The sequence below is a fragment of the Anabaena sp. 54 genome, assembly GCF_017355725.1.
Lineage (GTDB): Bacteria > Cyanobacteriota > Cyanobacteriia > Cyanobacteriales > Nostocaceae > Dolichospermum > Dolichospermum heterosporum.
In genome coordinates this window covers 103330-123445 of sequence record NZ_JAAVWA010000005.1, presented here as the reverse complement: position 1 = coordinate 123445, position 20116 = coordinate 103330, and the positions used below count along the sequence as shown (strand labels likewise).

General features: G+C 37.4%; 19 protein-coding genes and 1 pseudogene. 12 read left to right on the top strand and 8 right to left on the bottom strand.

Annotation, left to right across the window (positions count from 1 at the left end; translation table 11 throughout):
• Positions 1-156: 156 nt before the first annotated feature.
• The gene (locus tag HEQ36_RS08270) at positions 157-900 is read left to right on the top strand and encodes a Uma2 family endonuclease (protein ID WP_168635981.1); all 744 of its coding nucleotides are present in this window, start codon (positions 157-159) and stop codon (positions 898-900) included.
• 151 nt (positions 901-1051) lie between these two features.
• On the opposite strand, the gene HEQ36_RS08265 is transcribed toward HEQ36_RS08270, so the two are convergent.
• From HEQ36_RS08265 to HEQ36_RS08250, 4 genes are all read right to left on the bottom strand, one after another.
• The gene (locus HEQ36_RS08265) at positions 1052-1180 is read right to left on the bottom strand and encodes a hypothetical protein (protein ID WP_267902183.1); all 129 of its coding nucleotides are present in this window, start codon (positions 1178-1180) and stop codon (positions 1052-1054) included.
• A 279-nt stretch (positions 1181-1459) separates the two neighbouring features.
• Positions 1460-2623 (bottom strand): serine/threonine-protein kinase, encoded by a 1164-nt coding sequence (locus HEQ36_RS08260; protein WP_168635982.1) that lies wholly within the window; start codon positions 2621-2623, stop codon positions 1460-1462.
• A 195-nt stretch (positions 2624-2818) separates the two neighbouring features.
• Complete coding sequence (locus HEQ36_RS08255) at positions 2819-3850, bottom strand: serine/threonine-protein kinase (protein WP_168635983.1); 1032 nt, start codon at positions 3848-3850, stop codon at positions 2819-2821.
• Between the two features lie 430 nt (positions 3851-4280).
• Positions 4281-5357, bottom strand: coding sequence for a RuBisCO accumulation factor 1 (locus HEQ36_RS08250; RefSeq protein ID WP_168635984.1), 1077 nt, complete (start codon positions 5355-5357; stop codon positions 4281-4283).
• 325 nt (positions 5358-5682) lie between these two features.
• On the opposite strand from HEQ36_RS08250, the gene ubiE reads away from it, so the two are divergent.
• The 4 genes and pseudogenes from ubiE to HEQ36_RS08230 all read left to right on the top strand — a co-directional run bounded on the left by ubiE (position 5683) and on the right by HEQ36_RS08230 (position 9219).
• Positions 5683-6372 carry a bifunctional demethylmenaquinone methyltransferase/2-methoxy-6-polyprenyl-1,4-benzoquinol methylase UbiE gene (ubiE, locus tag HEQ36_RS08245; RefSeq protein WP_168635985.1) on the top strand — a complete coding sequence of 230 codons (690 nt, stop codon included), beginning with the start codon at positions 5683-5685 and terminating at the stop codon, positions 6370-6372.
• Between the two features lie 377 nt (positions 6373-6749).
• A pseudogene (locus tag HEQ36_RS08240) lies at positions 6750-7710 on the top strand (IS110 family transposase).
• Positions 7711-7754: 44 nt separating this feature from the next.
• Complete coding sequence (locus HEQ36_RS08235; RefSeq protein ID WP_205748512.1) at positions 7755-7994, top strand: hypothetical protein; 240 nt, start codon at positions 7755-7757, stop codon at positions 7992-7994.
• On the top strand, positions 7981-9219 hold the full coding sequence (locus tag HEQ36_RS08230; protein WP_053541068.1) for a DUF445 family protein: 1239 nt from the start codon (positions 7981-7983) through the stop codon (positions 9217-9219). Before HEQ36_RS08235 ends, HEQ36_RS08230 begins: the two co-directional genes overlap by 14 nt.
• Positions 9220-9268: 49 nt before the next feature.
• Here HEQ36_RS08230 and HEQ36_RS08225 read toward each other — a convergent pair whose 3' ends face one another.
• The 3 genes from HEQ36_RS08225 to HEQ36_RS08215 form a co-directional block, all read right to left on the bottom strand.
• Positions 9269-9448: a hypothetical protein gene (locus HEQ36_RS08225; RefSeq protein ID WP_199924348.1), complete on the bottom strand. Its 180-nt coding sequence runs from the start codon at positions 9446-9448 to the stop codon at positions 9269-9271.
• 413 nt (positions 9449-9861) lie between these two features.
• Positions 9862-11574: a diflavin flavoprotein gene (locus HEQ36_RS08220; protein WP_039202843.1), complete on the bottom strand. Its 1713-nt coding sequence runs from the start codon at positions 11572-11574 to the stop codon at positions 9862-9864.
• Between the two features lie 244 nt (positions 11575-11818).
• Positions 11819-13537 carry a diflavin flavoprotein gene (locus tag HEQ36_RS08215; protein WP_168635986.1) on the bottom strand — a complete coding sequence of 573 codons (1719 nt, stop codon included), beginning with the start codon at positions 13535-13537 and terminating at the stop codon, positions 11819-11821.
• Positions 13538-14122: 585 nt separating this feature from the next.
• On the opposite strand from HEQ36_RS08215, the gene HEQ36_RS08210 reads away from it, so the two are divergent.
• Positions 14123-14347 (top strand): hypothetical protein, encoded by a 225-nt coding sequence (locus HEQ36_RS08210; RefSeq protein WP_039202827.1) that lies wholly within the window; start codon positions 14123-14125, stop codon positions 14345-14347.
• Positions 14348-14396: 49 nt separating this feature from the next.
• On the opposite strand, the gene HEQ36_RS08205 is transcribed toward HEQ36_RS08210, so the two are convergent.
• Positions 14397-14549, bottom strand: a complete 153-nt coding sequence (locus HEQ36_RS08205; RefSeq protein WP_205748513.1) for a hypothetical protein — start codon at positions 14547-14549, stop codon at positions 14397-14399.
• A 14-nt stretch (positions 14550-14563) separates the two neighbouring features.
• Here HEQ36_RS08205 and HEQ36_RS08200 point away from each other — a divergent pair, with 14 nt between their 5' ends.
• The 6 genes from HEQ36_RS08200 (at position 14564) to HEQ36_RS08175 (ending at position 20043) form a co-directional block, all read left to right on the top strand.
• A complete protein-coding gene (locus HEQ36_RS08200) occupies positions 14564-15745 on the top strand; it encodes an acyltransferase (protein ID WP_168635987.1) in 1182 nt (393 codons plus the stop codon).
• Between the two features lie 409 nt (positions 15746-16154).
• Positions 16155-16796 (top strand): hypothetical protein, encoded by a 642-nt coding sequence (locus HEQ36_RS08195; protein WP_039202830.1) that lies wholly within the window; start codon positions 16155-16157, stop codon positions 16794-16796.
• A 308-nt stretch (positions 16797-17104) separates the two neighbouring features.
• On the top strand, positions 17105-17914 hold the full coding sequence (locus HEQ36_RS08190) for a pentapeptide repeat-containing protein (RefSeq protein WP_168635988.1): 810 nt from the start codon (positions 17105-17107) through the stop codon (positions 17912-17914).
• Positions 17915-17970: 56 nt separating this feature from the next.
• On the top strand, positions 17971-18210 hold the full coding sequence (locus tag HEQ36_RS08185) for a hypothetical protein (protein WP_168635989.1): 240 nt from the start codon (positions 17971-17973) through the stop codon (positions 18208-18210).
• Between the two features lie 562 nt (positions 18211-18772).
• The gene (locus tag HEQ36_RS08180; protein WP_168635990.1) at positions 18773-19291 is read left to right on the top strand and encodes a hypothetical protein; all 519 of its coding nucleotides are present in this window, start codon (positions 18773-18775) and stop codon (positions 19289-19291) included.
• Between the two features lie 128 nt (positions 19292-19419).
• Entirely contained in the window at positions 19420-20043 is a 624-nt protein-coding gene (locus HEQ36_RS08175) for a 4Fe-4S single cluster domain-containing protein (RefSeq protein WP_053541075.1), read from the top strand.
• Positions 20044-20116 lie beyond the last annotated feature (73 nt).

The window sequence follows — 20116 nt, the reverse complement described above, 5'->3', positions numbered from 1 at the left end:
AGCTGTGTAATTTGATTTAAGTTAATATCCTCAATGAGAGGAATATCTACAGGGGTAGGTTTATTACATCGTACGATGCCTGCGGAGCGCTGGGCGATCGCTTTACCCTCTAATTTTGCTAAACTAGAATAAACCTCACACCAGCAGGAGGACATAATGACTTTTACAACTGATATCCAGGAAGATCAAGACTTACGCCCTTATCCAGAAACCTCTCTTCCAGATCATACCCAACTACCAGAGTCGGACGGCACGTTTGTGAAAAATTGGCAAGAACATCCCCAAAGTATTCTCCTGACAGACTCTATTCAGCCTGTGTTGCAAAAACTTTATCCTGATAGTCAATATTTTATTGCACAGGATTTAGGTATTTATTGGCGTATTACTGAACCACCTGAGAAAGGTGCAGAAGCACCAGACTGGTTCTATGTTCCCAATGTACCACCTACCTTAAATGGTAAAACCCGACGTTCCTATGTCCTTTGGCAAGAATATATTTCGCCATTAATTGTGTTAGAATTTGTTTCGGGGAATGGTGCAGAAGAGCGAGATAAAACTCATTGGAAAGGTAAATTTTGGATTTATGAACAGGTGATTAAACCGGCTTTTTATGGCATTTATGAAGTTAATAAAGCCAGTATAGAAGTTTATGAATTAATTGGTGGAAAATATCAGTTATTAGCAGCAAATGAACGAGGACATTATTCAATTACAGCTATGGGTGTGGAGTTGGGTTTATGGCAAGGTGAATATCAGAATGCAGAATTACCTTGGCTGCGGTGGTGGGATTTGCAAGGCAATTTGTTATTGACTGGTAATGAAAGAGCCGAACAGGAAACACAAAGAGCAAATCGTTTGACTGCACAATTACGGGCTTTGGGGATTGAACCGGAAGCGTAATATTAAATTAAATGTAATGGTGACGGTTTTGGATTTAATGGAAGTAAAAAGAAATAGCCCGACTGAGAATGAATTCCCAGTCTAATAGCAAAAGTCATCTAAAGATGACTAAATTTGATATTAGGCGTTAAAACTAATTCTCTCATTAATCTTATGTTAAACTTGCCTGTAATTCAACAATAATACTCTCCATAGATTGAGGTTTTAATTCTCCTCTGTGAAAGGCTGAAATCGCTTTTTTTGCATCTTCAGCAATTTCTTCACGACGAGATTCAATCATTTGGTTTTTAATAATTTCTAATAATATTTATCTTTGTTCAAGAGGAAGTTGATTAACAGTTAAAATTGCCTGTTCTAATGTCACCATAATCTAGGTTCTCTTGATTTAATTGACTTTATTTAAATAGATTATAACTTATGGAGTAATTCAAACGCAGATAAACGCAGATAAACGCAGATGGTTTTTGGGCTATTTAACGAAGCTAGGGTCATTTATCTAACTCTACTAAAGAATACGGGTCCTATTTACTTATTATATAGATCATACAAATTATCAGAACTAATTAAAAAGCCTGTATAATATCGATCCTAAACCTAAGCCTAAACTGGAAGTAGCAGTCAAAATTAGGAAGGAATGAAACTTGCTAAAAGATTTTTCTAATTCATGCCCAGCCACAGCACCAGTCCCAGCACCAGCAACAGCAACAACCCAAAATAGAGCGTAAGATTTGCTCGAAAAATAGCCCATCAATACATAAAGCACCAATGAATTAATCAACCAATTCCATGAGATAATTCTAATACGGTTATTTCTATTGTGAGTAGTTTTTATATCTAGTTTGGATATAGGATGAATAACTTCTTTTCTATGAGATGCCTTAACTGAATATGCGGAGAAACTGGGATCATATCTTAACATTTCCAACCATACCTGCATTGACTGAGGGCGATCTTTTGCCTCCAACGCCATACCCTTGAGAATTGCCCTATTTAATCCGTTACTGATACTAAAAATAATCTCCTGCGGTGGAATTAGTGGCTCATTATCAAGTTTACGAGCTAAAGAATTTGTGGGATGTTGACCAGTTACCCCATAATAAAGACTAGCAGCCAGACAGTAAATATCTACCCTTGGATCTCTACTTCCTTTATATCTTTGTTCATAAGGGGCAAATCTCTCATGGGCTGATTTATCTGTAGAACTTTGAGTTGCAGGAATTATTTGTTTAGCAATGCCAAAATCAATTAAAACTGCTTTACCATTAGTCCGCAGCATAATGTTTCCAGGGTGGGCATCTCGGTGTACTAATCCTGCTTGATGCACTACTATTAGAGCTTCCCCTATTTGGCGAATACAAGTTACAATCTCTGCTTCTGGTAACGCTCCCCTACGCTTAACAGCCTGAAACAAATTTTCCCCCGGTACAAATTCCATGACTAAACAATAGGTGTTACCTTCCTGAAATAGTTCAATTACCGCAACAATATGAGGGTTAGCATTTTGAGATAAACGTTCTAGTGTCTGCCCTTCTGCAATAAATCTTTCTATATACTTGTCATACTCTGGATCATGGTTCAGATATTCATTAGGTGTTTTGATGACAACTGGCTGATTGAGGTTCACCTGCAATGCCTTGTAAGTAATTCCAAATCCCCCTTGTCCGAGAATCTGCTCAATGACATATTTACCACCCTGCAATTCCTGTCCTATTCCCCAGGTCATGAATACCTCTGATTTTAAATATTTATTTTCATACCACTACTTTAGAAAAAATTAACCAGCAATTCTCATTTTTGACTGAAACCCATCTCAGTTGACAAAACTTGAACAAAAGAATAAACTTTTTAGAGAAAGCTATTAAGAAATATTTTTAATAGGTCGTGCAAGATTTCCAAAATGAGAATTGCTGAAGACTAACTAATTGTAAGGTTTTTTAGTAGGCATGGGATTGGGAGCGTGTAACGGTGGATTATCAGGCTGTACTTTAAAAATAGGAATCCAACCAGCCATACCTGAGAGTAATGTTCCAAAAGCAGCAATTGCACTTATAACCAATGTCCACAATGGGAGGTTCTTATCCCAGTTCCAAATATGCCAATTCCAAAAAAACTTAAAATCGAATTTGCTTGGTTTTTCAATTTGCTTCAGCCACTCTATCACTGATTTAGGACGCTTTTCGGGCTTGATTTCCATACCCATTAATATTGCTTTATTGACATGATCGGTAATTTTTGGATTTATCTGTTGTGGCTGTACTAAATGAACATTATCTATTATGCGTTCTTTAACATCTACAGGTTTTTTTCCAGTCAAAAGCACATAGAGAGTTGCAGCCAGAGAATAAATATCACTTGTTCCAGTTAAGTCACTATTTCTAGTGTGAAGTTCAGGAGATCTAAATCCCCTGGTTTTTTCATTAGGTGGACCCGCCATTGAATTATAATCAGACTCACCATGAACAAAATCAAAATCAACTAATACCGCTTCAGGTATTCCCTCACGTACACGTAAAATAATATTTTCTGGTCGTACATCCCCATGAATCAAATTGTTTTCATGTACAACTGTCAAAGCTTCCCCAATTTGCTGGATGTAATCTAATGCGTCTTTTTCAGGCAGTGGTAGTGGAAGGTCGTCTAAAATTACCCCGGCTACATACTCCATTACCAAACACCAATGTTCTGCTTCTTTAAAAAATTCGGCAAATTGGACAATATATTGATGTTTACAAAAAGTAAGTATTACCGCTTCTCGACAAAATCTCGTTTCTAGGCTGTCGCGGTCTAATGGGTCCATAGATATTAGTGAACTAACATCTAAGGTTTTAATGATTTGGCGATCGCCATTTTTATTTTTAACCAAATAAGTAATCCCGAAGCGTCCTCTTCTTAATTCTTTCTCAATAGTGTATTTTCCACCTTGCAACTGATCACCTGCTACCCAAGCCATTTTTGCAACTCCCCAAATACTTGGATTAATTTTCGCATAAAAAGCTCGTTTAGTCTCTATCTAGCTTCAGTTTTTACCCAAAATCACGAAACTCCTTCCCATGCCATATTCTTAATATAGGAATCACATCTTCAATGCGTAATTCATCAACTTTCAACAGAAAATAATCCCTTGGTCTTCTATGAAACCTGCTTATATAATAAAAATATCTTAACTACTTGGTTGTACGGGTAGGGGTTTAGCACTGCTAAACCCTTACACATCTACGCAAAACTGTTAAATTAATTTCTTCTTTCTGACTCGGTGACTTCTAGAGACTTCCAAATAAAAAAATGTCCCAAAACTGATGCAAAAATTCTCTCTCTGTGTACTCTGTGCCTCTGTGGTTCGTTTCTTGGGATAATTTATTTCTTGGAAGTCTCCTATTGCATTACTCGTCAATTTGCCAAGCATCTTTGGTATATTCTTCATCCAATACTTTCTTAGGACGAACCAAAACAATCATTTTTCCTAACAAGGGAATTGCTGGTGCAGTTTCAAACCATTGAAAGTCAATACTATCGCCGTTTTCAAACACAAAGTAATTGGAAATATCCCATTCTCTTTGAGCGCGATCTATAACGATCATAATTGGTTCAACTTTGTTTTGATGGGGGTTGGGGAAAATATCGCTTTTACCAATGACAACTACAGGATCTTCGGCATTTAGTAGCACTTTCCAACCTGGTAAAGATACCCAAGCTTGTTCTCCGGCAAATTTAACAATGCGAAATGGTTGAATTTCGGTAATAAATGGTACGGCTTTTAATTCCTGTGGAGTTAGTGGCAATTCACCTACTACTGGTAAAATCCGGGGTAAGTCTTCATCAATTTCTAGCCGATAAAATGGCAAAATAGGCGGTGCTACTTTAGCCGTAACGCTAAAATCCATTAACAGTTGTTCTAGTTGTTTTCTGGCTGTTTCGGAGTGAGCAAAGCGTAATCCCTTGGCAATTAAGCGCGATCGCTCGGATAAGTCAGATTTTTGTTTAGCATATTTCCAGGATTGATAGGCGATCGCATCTCCTGGATGTTTACTAAAACCTTCGGGTAAAGTAGGAAACCAAGAATAGTCTTTCACTGCTTTGGCTATATCCCTGACTACATCGGCATCAAGTTTGTATTGATATGTCAAATCCGCAGTCGTGGCTCGGTCTTCTTGGGTTAATCCACGCAATTCATATAAGACATCACTACTCTTGGTGCTATAATATGCCAATGTTGCCGATGATGAGCCACATTTTTCCATAGAATTATAAACCTGAGAGCCAACAATTACCTGATTTTGTTGAATTGGTTCAAATCCAGTGGCTTCAAAGATGTCTTGGGGATTGTAACCATTTTTTTGCAGGTAGGCGATCGCCTGTCCCCATTCCACCCAAGTCCCCTGTTTTTGTCTCAGCTTAACTAATAATTCTGTGGCTGTTTCTTGGTCAGGATTTGGCAAATTGGGCTGTATTTCGGTCATAATTAAAGGATGCGTCTTAAAAAGTTAATACTGTGTGATGAGCGTGAAGAAATATAAATCTGGAAAACTATCTTCTTCTCTTATGTGTATTTTGACTTATTACTCATGAAAATAGTCAGAAAAAATAAGTGAGATATATAGTTGTAGAATTAGTGTATCAAAGAAATTTGCATCTCACTTGAGTTTTCAGCGCTATTCTTAACATCATACAGATAGAAAATATAACAAAATAGCAGCTAACACGGATATATTTATGGATAAACCCAATTTTGAATCTAACCCCTGAAAGTGCCAAAAAACTTAATGTTCCCTATTCCCTCAACAAATGAGTAACGAAGTCCGCGCTATATTTAATCGTATTGCTCCTGTTTATGACCAACTTAACGATCAGTTAAGCTTGGGACAACACCGCATTTGGAAAGAAATGACAGTCAAATGGAGCGCAGCTAAACCAGGTGATACTGGCTTAGATCTGTGTTGTGGTAGTGGGGATTTAACTTTTCGGTTAGCACGTCATGTAGGGAAAATAGGCAAAGTTTATGGAGTAGATTTTTCTGCTAACTTACTAAATACTGCTCAAGAACGCTGCAAAAATTACTATCCCCAACCTCCTATTAATTGGATAGAAGCAGATGTATTAAATTTACCTTTTGATGATAATTATTTTGACACAGCCACGATGGGGTATGGATTAAGAAATGTTAAAGATATTCCCGGTAGTCTCAAAGAAATACACCGTGTTCTCAAACCAGGTGCGAAAGCCGCAATTTTAGACTTTCATCGTCCCGACAATCAACAGTACCGCGCTGTGCAACAGTGGTACTTGGATAATCTGGTAGTTCCCATAGCTACTAATCTAGGCTTAAAAGACGAATATGCTTATATTAGCCCTAGTTTAGACCGATTTCCCACTGGGAAGGAGCAAATAGAGTTAGCTATTGAAGCCGGTTTTATGAATGCCACACATTACCCCATTGCTAACGGTATGATGGGAGTATTAGTAGTAAGAAATTAAAAATTAAGGTTCTACCGCTCCCCTTATGGAGAAGAATATTAATTTAATTTTTGTAGGTTGGGTTAAACGAAGTGAACCCCAACATTGGCGGTAAGATAGTAAGAGTTGTTGGGTTTCCTTGCGTCAACCCAACCTTGTATCTTAGAGGTATGTTAGAAGAAGTGGTAGACCGTCCCAACCTGGGTCAGAAAAGACCGCTTTGTAGCAAGGATCACCACAACAATCTCCATGACAGAACTCGAACAGTCGCCTGGGGTAAAAACTATGAACAAAGACATAGATAATATAGCCCGTATCGTGCAAGGATGAGTGAAATCAAGGGGATGAATAAAAACAAAACAAATTAAAAAGAAGTAATTGAAATTGGAGAGTTAAAAATGGATTATATCTCCCAATGGGTAGGCATTGACGTAAGTAAAGCAACACTTGATGTTTATATCCGTCCAATGGGTAAAGCATTTCAATTTGCTAATACTGAAACAGAAATAGCTAATCTAGTTAAGCAACTTCAATCTAACGATTTAAACCTAATCGTACTGGAAGCAACAGGAGGACTAGAAACAGAATTAATCATTCAATTGCAAGCGGCTCTTTTACCAGTAGCATTAATCAATCCTCGTCAGGGAAGAGACTTTGCTAAAGCTACAGGTAAGTTAGCCAAAACCGATGCCATTGATGCACAGATTTTGGCGCATTTCGGTGAAGCAATGAAACCGGAGGTGTTAGCATTTTGATTGTGAAATGTCACGTCAATTAGGCGAATTAATTAGTCGCCGAAGACAATTAGTAGAAATGTCTACAGCGGAAAAGAATCGCCGTGACCGCGCTCGTGGTAAAGCTTTGACAGATATTGAATCCCATATTGATTATCTTGAGCAACATCTTCAACAACTCAATCAAGAAATTGAGACGTTGACCCAAAATAATCAACAATGGATTGATAAAGTCAATCTACTCAAAACTACTCCTGGCATTGGTCAAGTAATTTCTACCACTTTAGTTTCTGACTTACCAGAATTAGGTCAATTAACTGCCAAACAAATCTCTCGCTTAGTTGGTGTTGCACCAATTAATCATGATAGTGGTCAGCACAAAGGTAAGCGCATGATTAATGGTGGTCGCGCCCATGTTCGTGCCATTCTTTATATGGGTGCTGTTGTTGCCATGCGTCATAATCCTGTTATCAAAACTTTTTATGAGCGCTTGGTTGAACGTGGTAAACCCAAAAAATTGGCCATTACTGCTTGCGTTCATAAAATGTTAGTTATTTTAAATGCGATGATTCGAGATCATCTTCCTTGGTCTATTTCTCAAGACTCACAACCAATTTCTGCATAAAGTTCTACTGTCGTTTTTATACCTCCAATCTAGTTTGGTAATTTATGGCAATCTATAATTTACCTGTTTTGTTCTGTTCTGTTTTTCTCCTCTATTTTCTGACTTTTTTCCTAGACTTTAAATTTTTCCTTAACGATCGCTTGACAATCAAGACAGTCGCTACAATAAATGTTGTTTTACGTAAAGGGAGCGGTAGAGCCAAAATTAATAATTCAATAAAACTTCCACCCTTACCCATTACCCATTACCCATTACCTAATCCAAAAGCCTGTGGATTTGTCTAGAATTCTATTATATATCTCTCCCCCCATTCTGGGTGGATTAATTGGCTATTATACCAACGACATAGCCATAAAAATGTTATTTCGTCCCTATAAAGCCGTTTATATTTTTGGACGAAAAGTACCGTTTACTCCTGGTTTAATTCCTAGTAATCAGGAACGGTTAGGACAGAATATTGCGAATGCGATTATGAAATCGCTACTGACTCCAGAAGAAATGCAAAATCTGGCGCGGAAACTCCTACAACCTGAACGATTACAAGGTGGAATTCTCTGGTTATTACGTCTGGTAGTTGATCAAGTTAAAGGTGATAAAAACCCTCGTAGCACTAAAATTTTAGCTGGTATTTTACGGGATTTATTAGGTGAATCTTTACCGCGTCTCTTGAAGGTTCTGGCGAGAAAAGAAACATTTTTAGAAACCCAAGTTAACCAAATATTTGACAAAGTATTACTAGAATTTCAACTCAGTGATGAACAATCTATCCGGTTAGCTGATTGGTTACTAGAGGTGGTTTTACCTTCAGATAGATTACGACAAGTTATTATTGATTTTTTAACAGATCGGACAATTCAAACTATTGATGAAAGCTTTCGAGAAAAAACCAGTGGTACTTATTGGGTAGTGGCAAATTTGTTTGGGTTGAAAAATACTTTAACTCGATTACGGACATTTTGCTTAGATGAGAAAGAAGCAACTAACAAGCGATTGCAAGAATTAATCAAAGATTTAAAAATGCGCGATCGCATTAAAGAATTATTACAAAATTTATCTTTGCAAAATCTCCCAGTTGGTACAGTGCGTCAACTGCGGAAAACTATTAGAGATAATGTCCGTCAATATCTACAAAATAGTGGTAGTAATTTACTGAAAGAATTAACAGAATCGGCTGACTGGGAAAGGATTTCTATTGTATTACTAAATCGCTTAAGTAGTTCAAGCGTTGTTAACACCTCCTTAGAAGTTGTTGCACGGGATTTAGCATTAATTTTAGAAAAGTATCTGGAAAAAGATTTAGAAGTTATTGTATCTCAAGCAATTCCTATTTTATCTATAGATCAGGTAATTGTAGAACGAGTCAAAGGTACATCACCTGCTGAGTTAGAAGATGCAATTGAGGGAATTGTCAGAAATGAATTACAAGCAATTGTCACTTTGGGTGGTGTTTTAGGTTTTGTTGTTGGTTTGTTACAAGTAGGATTTTTATTTTTGAGTCAATCTATGTAATGGGTAATTGGTAATTGGTAATTGGTAGTTTCTACTAACAACTGACAAATCAAGATTGTTGTTTACCCTTAGAAGCACATTTTTTTCTCCAGCATTGTTCTAAAAGTTGAATTCGCCAAAGCATAGCAAAACGTTGGGGATTCCAGATTACTTGAATATGATAGCTAAATAATGGCTGGTTTAAATATTGCCACAGAGGAAAGTTAATTTTTGTATGTTTGGGATTCATGGGGGGAAAAATATACTATATAATCAACCACTTCAGAAGTATCTGGCAATCTAGTTAATAAATTTCGATTACTAATACTAATACCTTCATAATTTGAGATTAAACTAGTATTTCACAATTGTCTTTGTGGAAATTACGGAAGTTAAAAAATTTAACTTTTGTAAGAGTTAAAAAATATCAGTCTAATTTTATTATCCACCTGGCGACTAGAAGTCGCGGCTACACAGACAAAACCCACCTTCGTGGGTTGAATACGTTATAGTTGTTTATCGCAAAACCCGTAGGGGCGCAGGGCGTGCGCCCTCCATTGTATTTTACAGCGGTTTCCAGTCGAATGTAATAGAATGGATTTTTGATTAGGTGGACTTTGCTTGTGTAGTAGCGACTTCTAGTCGCCGAAAACTTTTAAAACATCAATAGTATGAACCTGTTTTCCGGTGGTTAATAGCAGTCATGGCATCCGGCTTGAGTAATTTACCGTTGTCAACAGTTGCATAAATTACCCAATGATCACCGCATTCTAGGCGCTGTTGTACCAAACATTCTAGATATGCACAGGCTTCTGTTAAAATGGTACAACCATTATCGGCTTCCGCTGTGGGGAAGTTAGCAAATCTGTCTTCTCCAGGTTTAAAACTTTTGCGGAAATGTTTCATGTATTCCAGATGAACACCTTCAGGAAGGATATTCAAGACAAATTTACCACCAGGATATAATAGTGATTCGACTGCTCGCTCTTTGGCGATCGCTACAGTAATTCCCGGTGGATTAAAAGTAGCCTGAGATACCCAAGCACCCATCATCCCTGTCGAAAATTCTCCCTGCTTGGCGGCAATGACACAGACAGAACCAATAATCCGGCCGACGGCTTGTTCTGTGGGGGTTGCAGATTGTTGAGGAACACGCACTTTCTTAGCTTTTCGCAAACTTTGAGCAAAGTCTGTACCGACTTCTTCGCAATATTTGAGAGTGACTTCATCTGGTTTAAATTTGACTTTCAAGGTATCAAAACCGAAACGATAGCCAGCGTCTCGGAGTTTGCATTCTACCAAGTCTAAAGCTTCACCACTCCAACCGTAAGAACCAAATACCCCCGCCGGTTTGGTATTATCACCGCTAGAGAGAACAATTCCTAATGCGGTATGAATGGGAGTAGGTGCGTGTCCACCAATGGTAGGAGTACCAATGATAAAACCATCTGCTTGTTCGAAGCTGGTACGGATTTCGTCAGCGGTCGCAAATTCACAGTTGACAGATTTAACTGCAACGCCACCTTTGGTTAATCCTAACGCCATTGCTTGTGCTAAGGTGGCAGTGTTGCCATAAGCGGAAGCGTAGAGAAGTGCTACGGATATTTCTCGATCTTTTTGAGCGCGACTCCACTCACCGTAGGATTTGGTTAGTTCAATTAAACTGGTGCGTACCAAGGGTCCATGACCGACAGCATACATTCTCACCTGTAAATCGGAGATTTTCTCCAAAGCTGATTCCACATGAGTTGCATGAGGAGCCATGAGGCAATTAAAGTAATAACGTTGGTCTTCTTTGAAAGTTTCCCAATGATCATCAAATACTTCTTCACCACAGATGTGAGCGCCAAATAGCTTATCTGTAAAAAGAATTTGGGTTTGTTGGTCGTAAGTACAAAGTGCTTCAGGCCAGCGGGGACTAGGAGTAGGTAAGAATTTCAAGACATGACCTTTACCTAAATCTAGGGTTTCTTTCCCCCGCATGACGAGAACTTTGATATCTTGGTCGGTGAAAGCAGCACGTAAATTATTAGCAGCGGGAAGGGAACAAACAAAGGTAATTTGTGGTGCGATCGCTAAAATTGCTTTTAAAGTAGGAATACGATTGGGGTTAAAATGTCCCAAAATTACATAATCCAACTTTTGCACATTAATAGTTTTCTGTAATGCTTCCAGATAAATTTCTGTAAATCCTTCGGCGGGAGCGTCTGTTAATGCAGTCTTATCGGCTTCTATTAAATAGCTATTAGAAGTAGTTCCCCGTTCTAGAGCATATTCAATTTCAAACCGCAACCGGGACTTACTACGCGATCGCATTACTTTTGTGTTGGTAGCAATTGGTAGTATTTGTACGTCCCTTGGTCTAGAATCGCTCATGGATACTTGTTGGGTCGAAAAAACTTGAGAAACCCAATTTTTAGCTGATTCAACAGCGTTAGAAAATGAATCTGGAAGTGTCATAGTTATTATGAAAGATGGGTAAATAAATATCTGTGTATTGGAAAATAGGAGGTAGGGGCGCAGGCCCTGCGCCCAGTCAGGAGTCAGGAAAAAGAAGGAAGATAGGAAAATAGGAAAGAAGAAGGAAATTTTACTCTTACTTCCACTGACTAATGACTAATTAATAGTAATTTCCTACTTTGCGATGACGAACTGCGGTAATTCCATCGGGTTTAGAAACTTTGCCATCTTCAACTGTGCAGTATAAAATCCAGTGATCACTACATTTCATGTTGCTGATTACTTCACATTCCATGTATGCGAGTGCGTCGGTAAGAATGGGTGAACCGTTTTTAGCAGTTTGGATTTTTATGTCTGCAAATCTATCAGCACCGGGATTTAAACGTTTGAGAAAATGCTTTTTCAGGTCTTGATAGTTGCCTTCTTCTAGAACATTGAGAACAAAGCGATCGCCTACTTGCATTAAGTCATCTAAAGCGCGATCTTTAGCTACAGCAATGGTAAAACCTAAAGGCTGTAAACTGGCTTGTGTCACCCAAGAAGCGATCATTGCACCGCTAATATCGCCTTTTTTGGCAGTGACAATATACAAACCATTGCTAATTCTTCCCAACGCTTTTTCCATGTTCACGTCGAGAGATTTGATTTGTTTAATATTGCGTTCCCGCACTAACAATTGTCCCAAAGCATTGCCGGCTTCTGTAAATTGTTTATAGGTGGAATCTGTGGGGGTTTCTTTAATACGAATGGCTGGAAAAGCTTCCTTAATACCTAAATCAATAAATTTGCGTCTGAGAGTATCAATCGGTTCATCATCGCCACCATAGGACTCAAATAAACCCACAACTTGCTTATTTTTAGCAACGGCTAATAAAGAACTAATTGCGGCTTGTGCTTTAATTGCACTAGTAGAAGGCATCCCTACAATTAAACCAGATGCTCTGCCGGCTAATTCTTGAATTTCTTGGCTTTCTGCGGTGTTGAGATCCAATACTTCCACACCAACACCAGCTTTTTGCAAACCATCACCAATTGAGTGTGCCAAGTGATCGCTATGTCCATAACCAGAAACATAAAACAACCCTACAGTAGTTTCTGTTTTTGCTTGTTTTTGACTCCAATTGTGATAACATTCTCTGAGAATATCGAGGTTATGATGTAGTAATGGTCCGTGTCCATTGGCAATAATTTTGATTTCCCCAAGTTCACCCATTCTCTTCATTGCATTTAGCAAAGAACGAGCATTTGGACCCATTAAACAATCATAATAAAAGCGAAAATCAGCTTCAATTGCTTCTAAATCTTCGTCGAAAGTGCGATCATCACAGTAGTGCATTCCAAAGGCATCACAAGTGTAGAGAACTTGGGTTTTGCGATCAAAGCTAAAAATAGTATCTGGCCAGTGTAAATTTGGCGCACTGACAAATTCCATTTCGTGATCTTTACCAATTTTTACGCGATCGCCACTTTTAACAATTCGCTTAGAAAAAGGTTCATGTACCAAACCTTCTAAAAATTGCAAAGCCACTTTAGAAGCTAAAACAGTGGCTCTAGGTGCTAACTGTAAAATATCTTCTACTAAGCCACTATGATCAGGTTCAGTATGGCTAACAATTATATAATCAATCGTTTTAGGATTAACTAAACCTTTAAGAGTCTCTAAATAAAGTTCACGAAACTTCTGGTGAGAAGTATCAATTAAAACTGTTTGTTCACCTCTAATTAAATATGAATTATAGGTTGTACCATTTTGTAAACCAAATTCAATATCAAAACGATCCCGATCCCAGTCTAGAGAACGAATCGCAGTGGTATTAGGGGCAATTTCTACAGTTTGTATAGTTAATCGGTTCTGAACGTTCTCTGATATCATTACCATGATTTCACAATAGAAAATAAACAATCATTTCTTCTGCCCCCATTCTCGCTATTATTCTTATTTAAAGCTGTAATGAAAAATATATTTCGGAAAATTAAAGTTGTAGGCACAGATACAGTTTTTACTTTAATTTAGATTAAATTGGACTATGAAATCACAAAATACAGCAGTAATCAATACCCTATTTGTCGTAAGTATTATTTATACTTATGTCCTATTGGTAGAGTATCAATACTGTTCGGTTAAGACTAAAAAACAAAAATACGTAGGTTGGGTTGTTCGCGTTAGCGTTGCGGAGCAATCGGAACGAAACCCAACATTTTCAATGATTTGTTGGTTTTATACAATATGTTGTTTACGTGTAAATTTTCGTTAACCGAACAGTATTGGGTAGAGTATCCTGGCTGTAACCGTACTAATCATAAAACTAAGTTTACTTTTAAATCTTCATAATTTATGTTTAAACTTTACGATTACTTGATATTTATTTTGTAGCTTTATTTTAAAATAAGAGATAGACATTATTTATGTCACTAAAAAGGTATTTTGTACGAAGAGTACATAAGTGAAATTTATTGACATACTATGATTACAACAATGGTATATTTAAAAATTGGCTCAAAGGAAGCCGTTACAGTAATCAGGGAAGTATTTATTAATTCCAAATATAAAAAAGTATTTTCTCTGATTTTTGAACAAGTACATATAGCGGATTACCAAATTTGGTTACAAATCAATCAGCATCTTTTGTATAGCCATCTACAACATTTAAATAACCTCTATTTAAGAGGCATTTTGAGAACCTTATAGCTTAGGTGAAAAATCTCTAAAACCTCTTTTTTTATTGTCATTTACTTCCTTATTCATTCATATTTCGTGACTTTTGTGTAAGTCCTAAACTTGTTGTGGGTTTTGCAAATACTTGAAAAACTTTATATTGTATTTCTTCTTGATAATTAATTTGCAATCCCAAAATGCAAATAGAGAAGAAATGTCCGTAGAAAAATAGCATAGGAGATTAGTTGAATGACTAAAATTATCGAAGAATCCACTAAAAAGAGACTTCATCTTCCTTATTTAGACGGATTGAGGGGATTAGCGTCTTTATATATTGTCCTCGTACATATTGAACCATCAATTGAAGGACAATTGCCTATAATGTGGTCATTATTTGGAGAAACCATGAAATATGGTGCATTTAGTGTTGTCATTTTCATTGTTCTTTCTGGTTATGTTTTGATGCTGCCAGTAGCGCGTTCTGAAAATGGTCAGTTATCAGGAAGTTTCATAAATTATATTAAGAAGCGATCGCGGCGAATTTTACCACCCTACTATATAATACTGTTTATCTGTTTACTATTAACAGCAATTATCTTGGGTTTAGAAAAATTTACGGATTTTCAATGGAATACAGAAGCAGGACTAGGAGCATTTTCTCCCAGATTTTCTTTGATGGATGTCTTGCTTAAACTACTCATAGTTCATAATCTTGACAGCAACTCATATCTAACTATTAACCCACCCATGTGGACTGTCGCCACAGAATGGCAAATATACTTTTTATTTCCGTTATTATTGTTACCTATATGGCGAAGGTTGGGATTATTTGGGATTGTCATTATTACCTTTTTAATTGGTTTAACTCCTCTATATTTGTTGAATGGATTATTTGAATCAGCCAATCCTTGGTTTTTATGTATATTCTGTTTAGGAATGGCAGCAGCAGATATTGGATTTTCCCAAAAACCCAAGTTAGTAGCTATCAGAAATTCTTTACCTTGGGGTTGGTTGGCTATTATCTTTAGCTGTCTTGCTGTCATCACTGAATGGCGACGGCTAGGACTGCATATATGGATTAATCAAACTTTCGCCGGTCTAGCATTTGCCTGTCTATTTATTTCCTTAACCAAGTCAATAATAGAGGACAAAAAACCATCTTTAATCCTACGGATCTTACAACATCCTTTAGCGATCGCCCTGGGAACATTTTCCTATAGTCTCTATCTTACTCATGGACCAGTTTTAGTTTTTGTGCGTTACTTCCTGTTTTACCTACCAATCTCACCAGATATGTTTGCAGCAGGATGTTATTTAATAGGTACGGTGATGTCACTCATTATTGCTTACTGGTTTTACTTATTCTTTGAGCGGCCATTTATGTCTAATTTTTTGAAAAAGCGAAAAATCAAAGATGCCGTGATCTCATAAAAGTCTTAGACATAAAGACCCCATGAAAAATCGAGCAGCGGTCAGTAGTAAAACCCTTTTTGTGCATCTAAAATATCTAAGAGACTTCCAAATAAAAAAATGTCCCAAAACTGATGCAGAAATTCTCTCTCTGTGTACTCTGTGCCTCTGTGGTTCGTTTCTTAGGATAATTTATTTCTTGGAAGTCTCTAATCCAGAAGATTTTGGCTTTAAGGCTTACTTATTTCATATTAATACTTATAAATAAAACATCCTCCAGCCGAAGAATTAATCATCACTAATTACCAAACTAGTCCACTTTAACGGTAAACTCATATATTGCAGATCCCCGACTTCTTTGAGAAGTCGGGGATCTAAATCCAGGATCTAAATCCAAAATGTTTACCCTCATGACTGGAGAATTAAGACTTTGGGCATAGAATTACGCAGTTTCGTATTTCTAGACAATCTGCAACCTCAACACGCCGCATACATGGGAACAGTAGCCCAGGGTTTCTTACCATTACCGGGGGATACATCCCTATGGATTGAAATTTCCCCTGGTATCGAAATCAACAAGATTACGGACGTAGCCCTGAAATCCGCTTCCGTTCGTCCTGGAGTGCAAGTAGTAGAACGTCTATATGGACTATTAGAAGTGCATTCTGGCTCTCAAGGGGAAACACGAGCCGCTGGAGATGCGATTTTGGCATTTTTAGGCGTAAAAAAAGAGGAATGTATTAAACCTCGCGTAGTTTCTAGCCAAATTATCCGCAATATTGACGCTTACCAAACCCAACTTATTAACCGTACCCGACGAGGACAACTGCTACTAGCAGGACAAACCCTCTATGTATTGGAAGTTGAACCAGCCGCTTATGCAGCACTAGCAGCTAATGAAGCAGAAAAAGCAGCGCAAATTAACATCCTCGAAGTTCAAGCTGTCGGTAGTTTTGGCAGACTTTATTTAGGTGGCTCAGAACAGGATATTTTAGCAGGAGCAGCGGGCGCTTTAGCCGCAATTGAAAACTCACCTGGAAGGGAAAATTCCCAAGGTAAGCGTAACGAATAAGGAACAAGATTGACGCAACTAACATATTAGTAGGGTGCGTCAAATGTTAAAAGTCTGTTTATTCTTACCCCATAATCGAGTCTGACGCACCTTAGAGGATGTTTTAAAAGTGGTATCCCGTAATTTTCATCACATTGTTACCCCCTTTCCCCTTGTAAAGGGAAACAAGAAAAATCTGCTTCCCTCCCCTTCACAAGGGGAGGGTTAGGGAGGGGTAAAAGATTTGATACAGCAATCATGACTTTTCAAACACCCTCTTACAAAAAATATTAAATGTGAAACTTGCGTAAGTCCTAAAGGAGCAAAAAATGGCAAATCAACAACATCTCAATGTATTACGTTCAGGAGCAGTTACCTGGATAGAATGGAGAAACAAAAATTCCCAAATTGAAATTGATCTTAGTGCTGCAAATCTACTAGGAGAAAATCTCCGCGGAGCAAATCTCCAAGGGGTAAACTTGAATAAAGTAAATTTAGCTCACGCTTTATTGGTGCGAACTAATTTCAGTCATGCCAATCTCAGTAATGCTATTTTTTATCAAGCCAAATTAATAGAAGCTAACTTAAGTCAAGCGAATTTGAGTATTGCTAATTTGAGTGGGGCAATTTTAACCCAGGCTAATTTAAGTTTTGGCAACTTTATTGGTGCTGATTTTAGTGGTGCAAATCTGGAAAATACTATCATTAACGATGCTAATTTAATTGGTACAGATTTCCAAAATGCTAATTTAAAAAATGCTGATTTAGCCGCAGCCCAACTTATTCGCAGTAATTTAAGTTTTGCAAATTTGATGGCAGTTAATTTAATTACTGCTAACTTGAGTGAAGCAAATTTATATGAAGCAGAATTAATGACTGCTCAACTTTATCAAGCCAACCTACATAAAGCTAATTTAACAAAAGCTCATTTAGGAAACGCATTTTTATCTAAAGCAAATTTGAGTGAAGCAAATTTAACAGAAGCTGATTTAAGTTGGGCAAATTTAAAAGGTGCAAACTTAGCAGGAGCAAATTTAAAAGGTGCAAATCTTAGAGGTACAAATTTTCAGGGAGCAAATTTGAAAGGGACAATTTTAGAAAATAAGTTAGAATTATTAACACCAAAGAAATGCAATTAACGGTAACGAGGTAATATGTTAAAATAAAATCAACTGTAACACACCAGATTGATAATATGAATGCTCATAAAATCGAAACTGCTTTAACTGAAGATGGAACTTTGGTATTAAAAGGTTTGCCTTTCCATGCTGGTGATGTTGTGGAAGTGATTATTTTACAACCTCAAACCGCACAACATCAAATTAAATCTCTAGAAACACAAAATACCAATCTTCATCCTTTACGTGGCAAAGTGATCCGTTATGATGATCCTACTGAACCTGTAGCTTTAGAAGATTGGGAATGTTTACAATGATTATACTTGATACACATATTTGGGTTTGGTGGGTTGATGGCAATCAGCATCTTACTTTTCACAACTCTTCGCTGGGTTTTAGGTGCAGGTGCAGAACGACATCTTATTAATATTTCTTATTCAGAACAATAAGATCCCCGACTTCTTAGAGAAGTCGGGGATCTGACTCCTGCGACGAGATGTCAAAAATATGTTAATTGAGCAACGTTTGATTAAACAAAATAAAATCTGCCCTTTCATCTATCTAAAGAAATAGATTTTAATTTGTAATTAATCTAAAATTAACCTATTGATAAAAAGGTGCTTTTTTTTGAACAAAGTTACAATTTTGGAAAAAAGTCTGATAGATTATAGCCATAGTGTGGCGTATCCCTGCGAACTGCTTGCAGCAGCGCTTCGCTATCGCCGGAGGCATCAGCCATAACCCAACATTATCAGGGATTTTGTTGGGTTTCGCTGTCGCTCAACCCAACCTACATTTCCTTGACCGACAAGTATTGCGTCTCATCTGCGAGAATCTTATCAACTCGATTCCCTCTTATTAGTTTAGTTGGTGCATATTATGGATATCTTATTTGTTCACGGTGAAGAAAGTCAAAACATCATCGGATGTTATGGAAATACAGAAGGAATTGCGGCTGTGGTTGTCACAGTATTTCCAGACAATAGTAAATATGAAATTATTGATTCCGTTTTCCGTCGTCGTCTAGGACTGAAGCCAACTGCTGATGATTTAATAGGACTGGCTAACACCCATAAAGTTAAATATATTATCGGCAATAAACTCATGGAAAACGTTTACAGTGGGGGAACATTAGAAAAAAATTATGAGTTTCCTATTGAAATTCAATGGGAAACCAATGAAATTAATGTTGAGAAATTACTATTTCTCACCGAATGTTATCTCAATGAAGGTAGATTAAATTTAGCTGCTGATGTCGAAAACGTCATCGAAAAAGAATTACGGTCTTTCGACCTGCAAAAATGCCGGGATCATGGTCAAGCCAGCCACAGGATATTTGCATTCTTTCATGCGATCGCTGCTGCGCGTTCATTCATCCCCTCCTGGGCAAAAGCTTAAAAAAACCTAAAGGTTGACTGTACAAAATAATCAAACTTCAAAAAGCTTATATTTTCTTTCTCCACACTTGTTCCGAGTCTCGCTATATTAGCAAGTAATAGGAAAAGTTGAAAAGGAGTTGAGAAAAGATGGAAACTAAGCCCATGAACCCATCTCTAGCACTCGCGGACATCCCCCCCGGTTATCTGAATATTATGGGTTATGTTGACCAATCAGAAGTTAATGGACCCGGTTGTCGGGCTGTTGTCTGGGTACAAGGTTGTAACCGTGAGTGTTCTGGTTGCTTTAATCCTGACTCCTGGGCATTTGAGATTAATGATTTAGTTGCTATTGATACCCTCGCTGAAAGTATTCTCAAAAATCCCCAGAATACGGGTGTAACTTTTTCCGGTGGTGAACCATTTTGGCAAGCACCTGCACTAACAATTTTAGCGAAAAAATTAAAAGCAGCGGGTTTAAATATCATGTCTTTTACTGGTTTCACACTCCAGCAATTACAATCTGATTCCGCACCTCCTGGTGCAAAAGAATTATTGGCAGAATTAGATATTTTGATTGATGGTCCTTTTGTCAAATCTCTAGCAATTAATTCTCCTGATTCTCCCGTTTCTTCTAGTAATCAAAAAGTCAATATCTTTAATCCAGAATTTGCAGATAAAATTACTTGGGCTAGTGATCAAATTGAAGTCCACATTCTCAAAGATGGTAATCGTATTGTTACAGGTTATCAAGGTTTATTGGAATTAAGCTAATTTTAGGGAGGCTGAAAAATCAAAGTATTTTCGGTTTTCAGTCTCTGAAATTTGGAACTGCTAAAATTCTTCA

Coding starts and splice junctions, on each gene's coding strand:
- HEQ36_RS08270 (WP_168635981.1), top strand. CDS start 157: ATGACTTTTACAACTGATATCCAGGAAGATCAAGACTTACGCCCTTAT.
- HEQ36_RS08265 (WP_267902183.1), bottom strand. CDS start 1,180: ATGATTGAATCTCGTCGTGAAGAAATTGCTGAAGATGCAAAAAAAGCG.
- HEQ36_RS08260 (WP_168635982.1), bottom strand. CDS start 2,623: ATGACCTGGGGAATAGGACAGGAATTGCAGGGTGGTAAATATGTCATT.
- HEQ36_RS08255 (WP_168635983.1), bottom strand. CDS start 3,850: ATGGCTTGGGTAGCAGGTGATCAGTTGCAAGGTGGAAAATACACTATT.
- HEQ36_RS08250 (WP_168635984.1), bottom strand. CDS start 5,357: ATGACCGAAATACAGCCCAATTTGCCAAATCCTGACCAAGAAACAGCC.
- ubiE (WP_168635985.1), top strand. CDS start 5,683: ATGAGTAACGAAGTCCGCGCTATATTTAATCGTATTGCTCCTGTTTAT.
- HEQ36_RS08235 (WP_205748512.1), top strand. CDS start 7,755: ATGGCAATCTATAATTTACCTGTTTTGTTCTGTTCTGTTTTTCTCCTC.
- HEQ36_RS08225 (WP_199924348.1), bottom strand. CDS start 9,448: ATGAATCCCAAACATACAAAAATTAACTTTCCTCTGTGGCAATATTTA.
- HEQ36_RS08220 (WP_039202843.1), bottom strand. CDS start 11,574: ATGAGCGATTCTAGACCAAGGGACGTACAAATACTACCAATTGCTACC.
- HEQ36_RS08215 (WP_168635986.1), bottom strand. CDS start 13,537: ATGGTAATGATATCAGAGAACGTTCAGAACCGATTAACTATACAAACT.
- HEQ36_RS08210 (WP_039202827.1), top strand. CDS start 14,123: ATGATTACAACAATGGTATATTTAAAAATTGGCTCAAAGGAAGCCGTT.
- HEQ36_RS08205 (WP_205748513.1), bottom strand. CDS start 14,549: ATGCTATTTTTCTACGGACATTTCTTCTCTATTTGCATTTTGGGATTG.
- HEQ36_RS08200 (WP_168635987.1), top strand. CDS start 14,564: ATGACTAAAATTATCGAAGAATCCACTAAAAAGAGACTTCATCTTCCT.
- HEQ36_RS08190 (WP_168635988.1), top strand. CDS start 17,105: ATGGCAAATCAACAACATCTCAATGTATTACGTTCAGGAGCAGTTACC.
- HEQ36_RS08185 (WP_168635989.1), top strand. CDS start 17,971: ATGAATGCTCATAAAATCGAAACTGCTTTAACTGAAGATGGAACTTTG.
- HEQ36_RS08180 (WP_168635990.1), top strand. CDS start 18,773: ATGGATATCTTATTTGTTCACGGTGAAGAAAGTCAAAACATCATCGGA.
- HEQ36_RS08175 (WP_053541075.1), top strand. CDS start 19,420: ATGGAAACTAAGCCCATGAACCCATCTCTAGCACTCGCGGACATCCCC.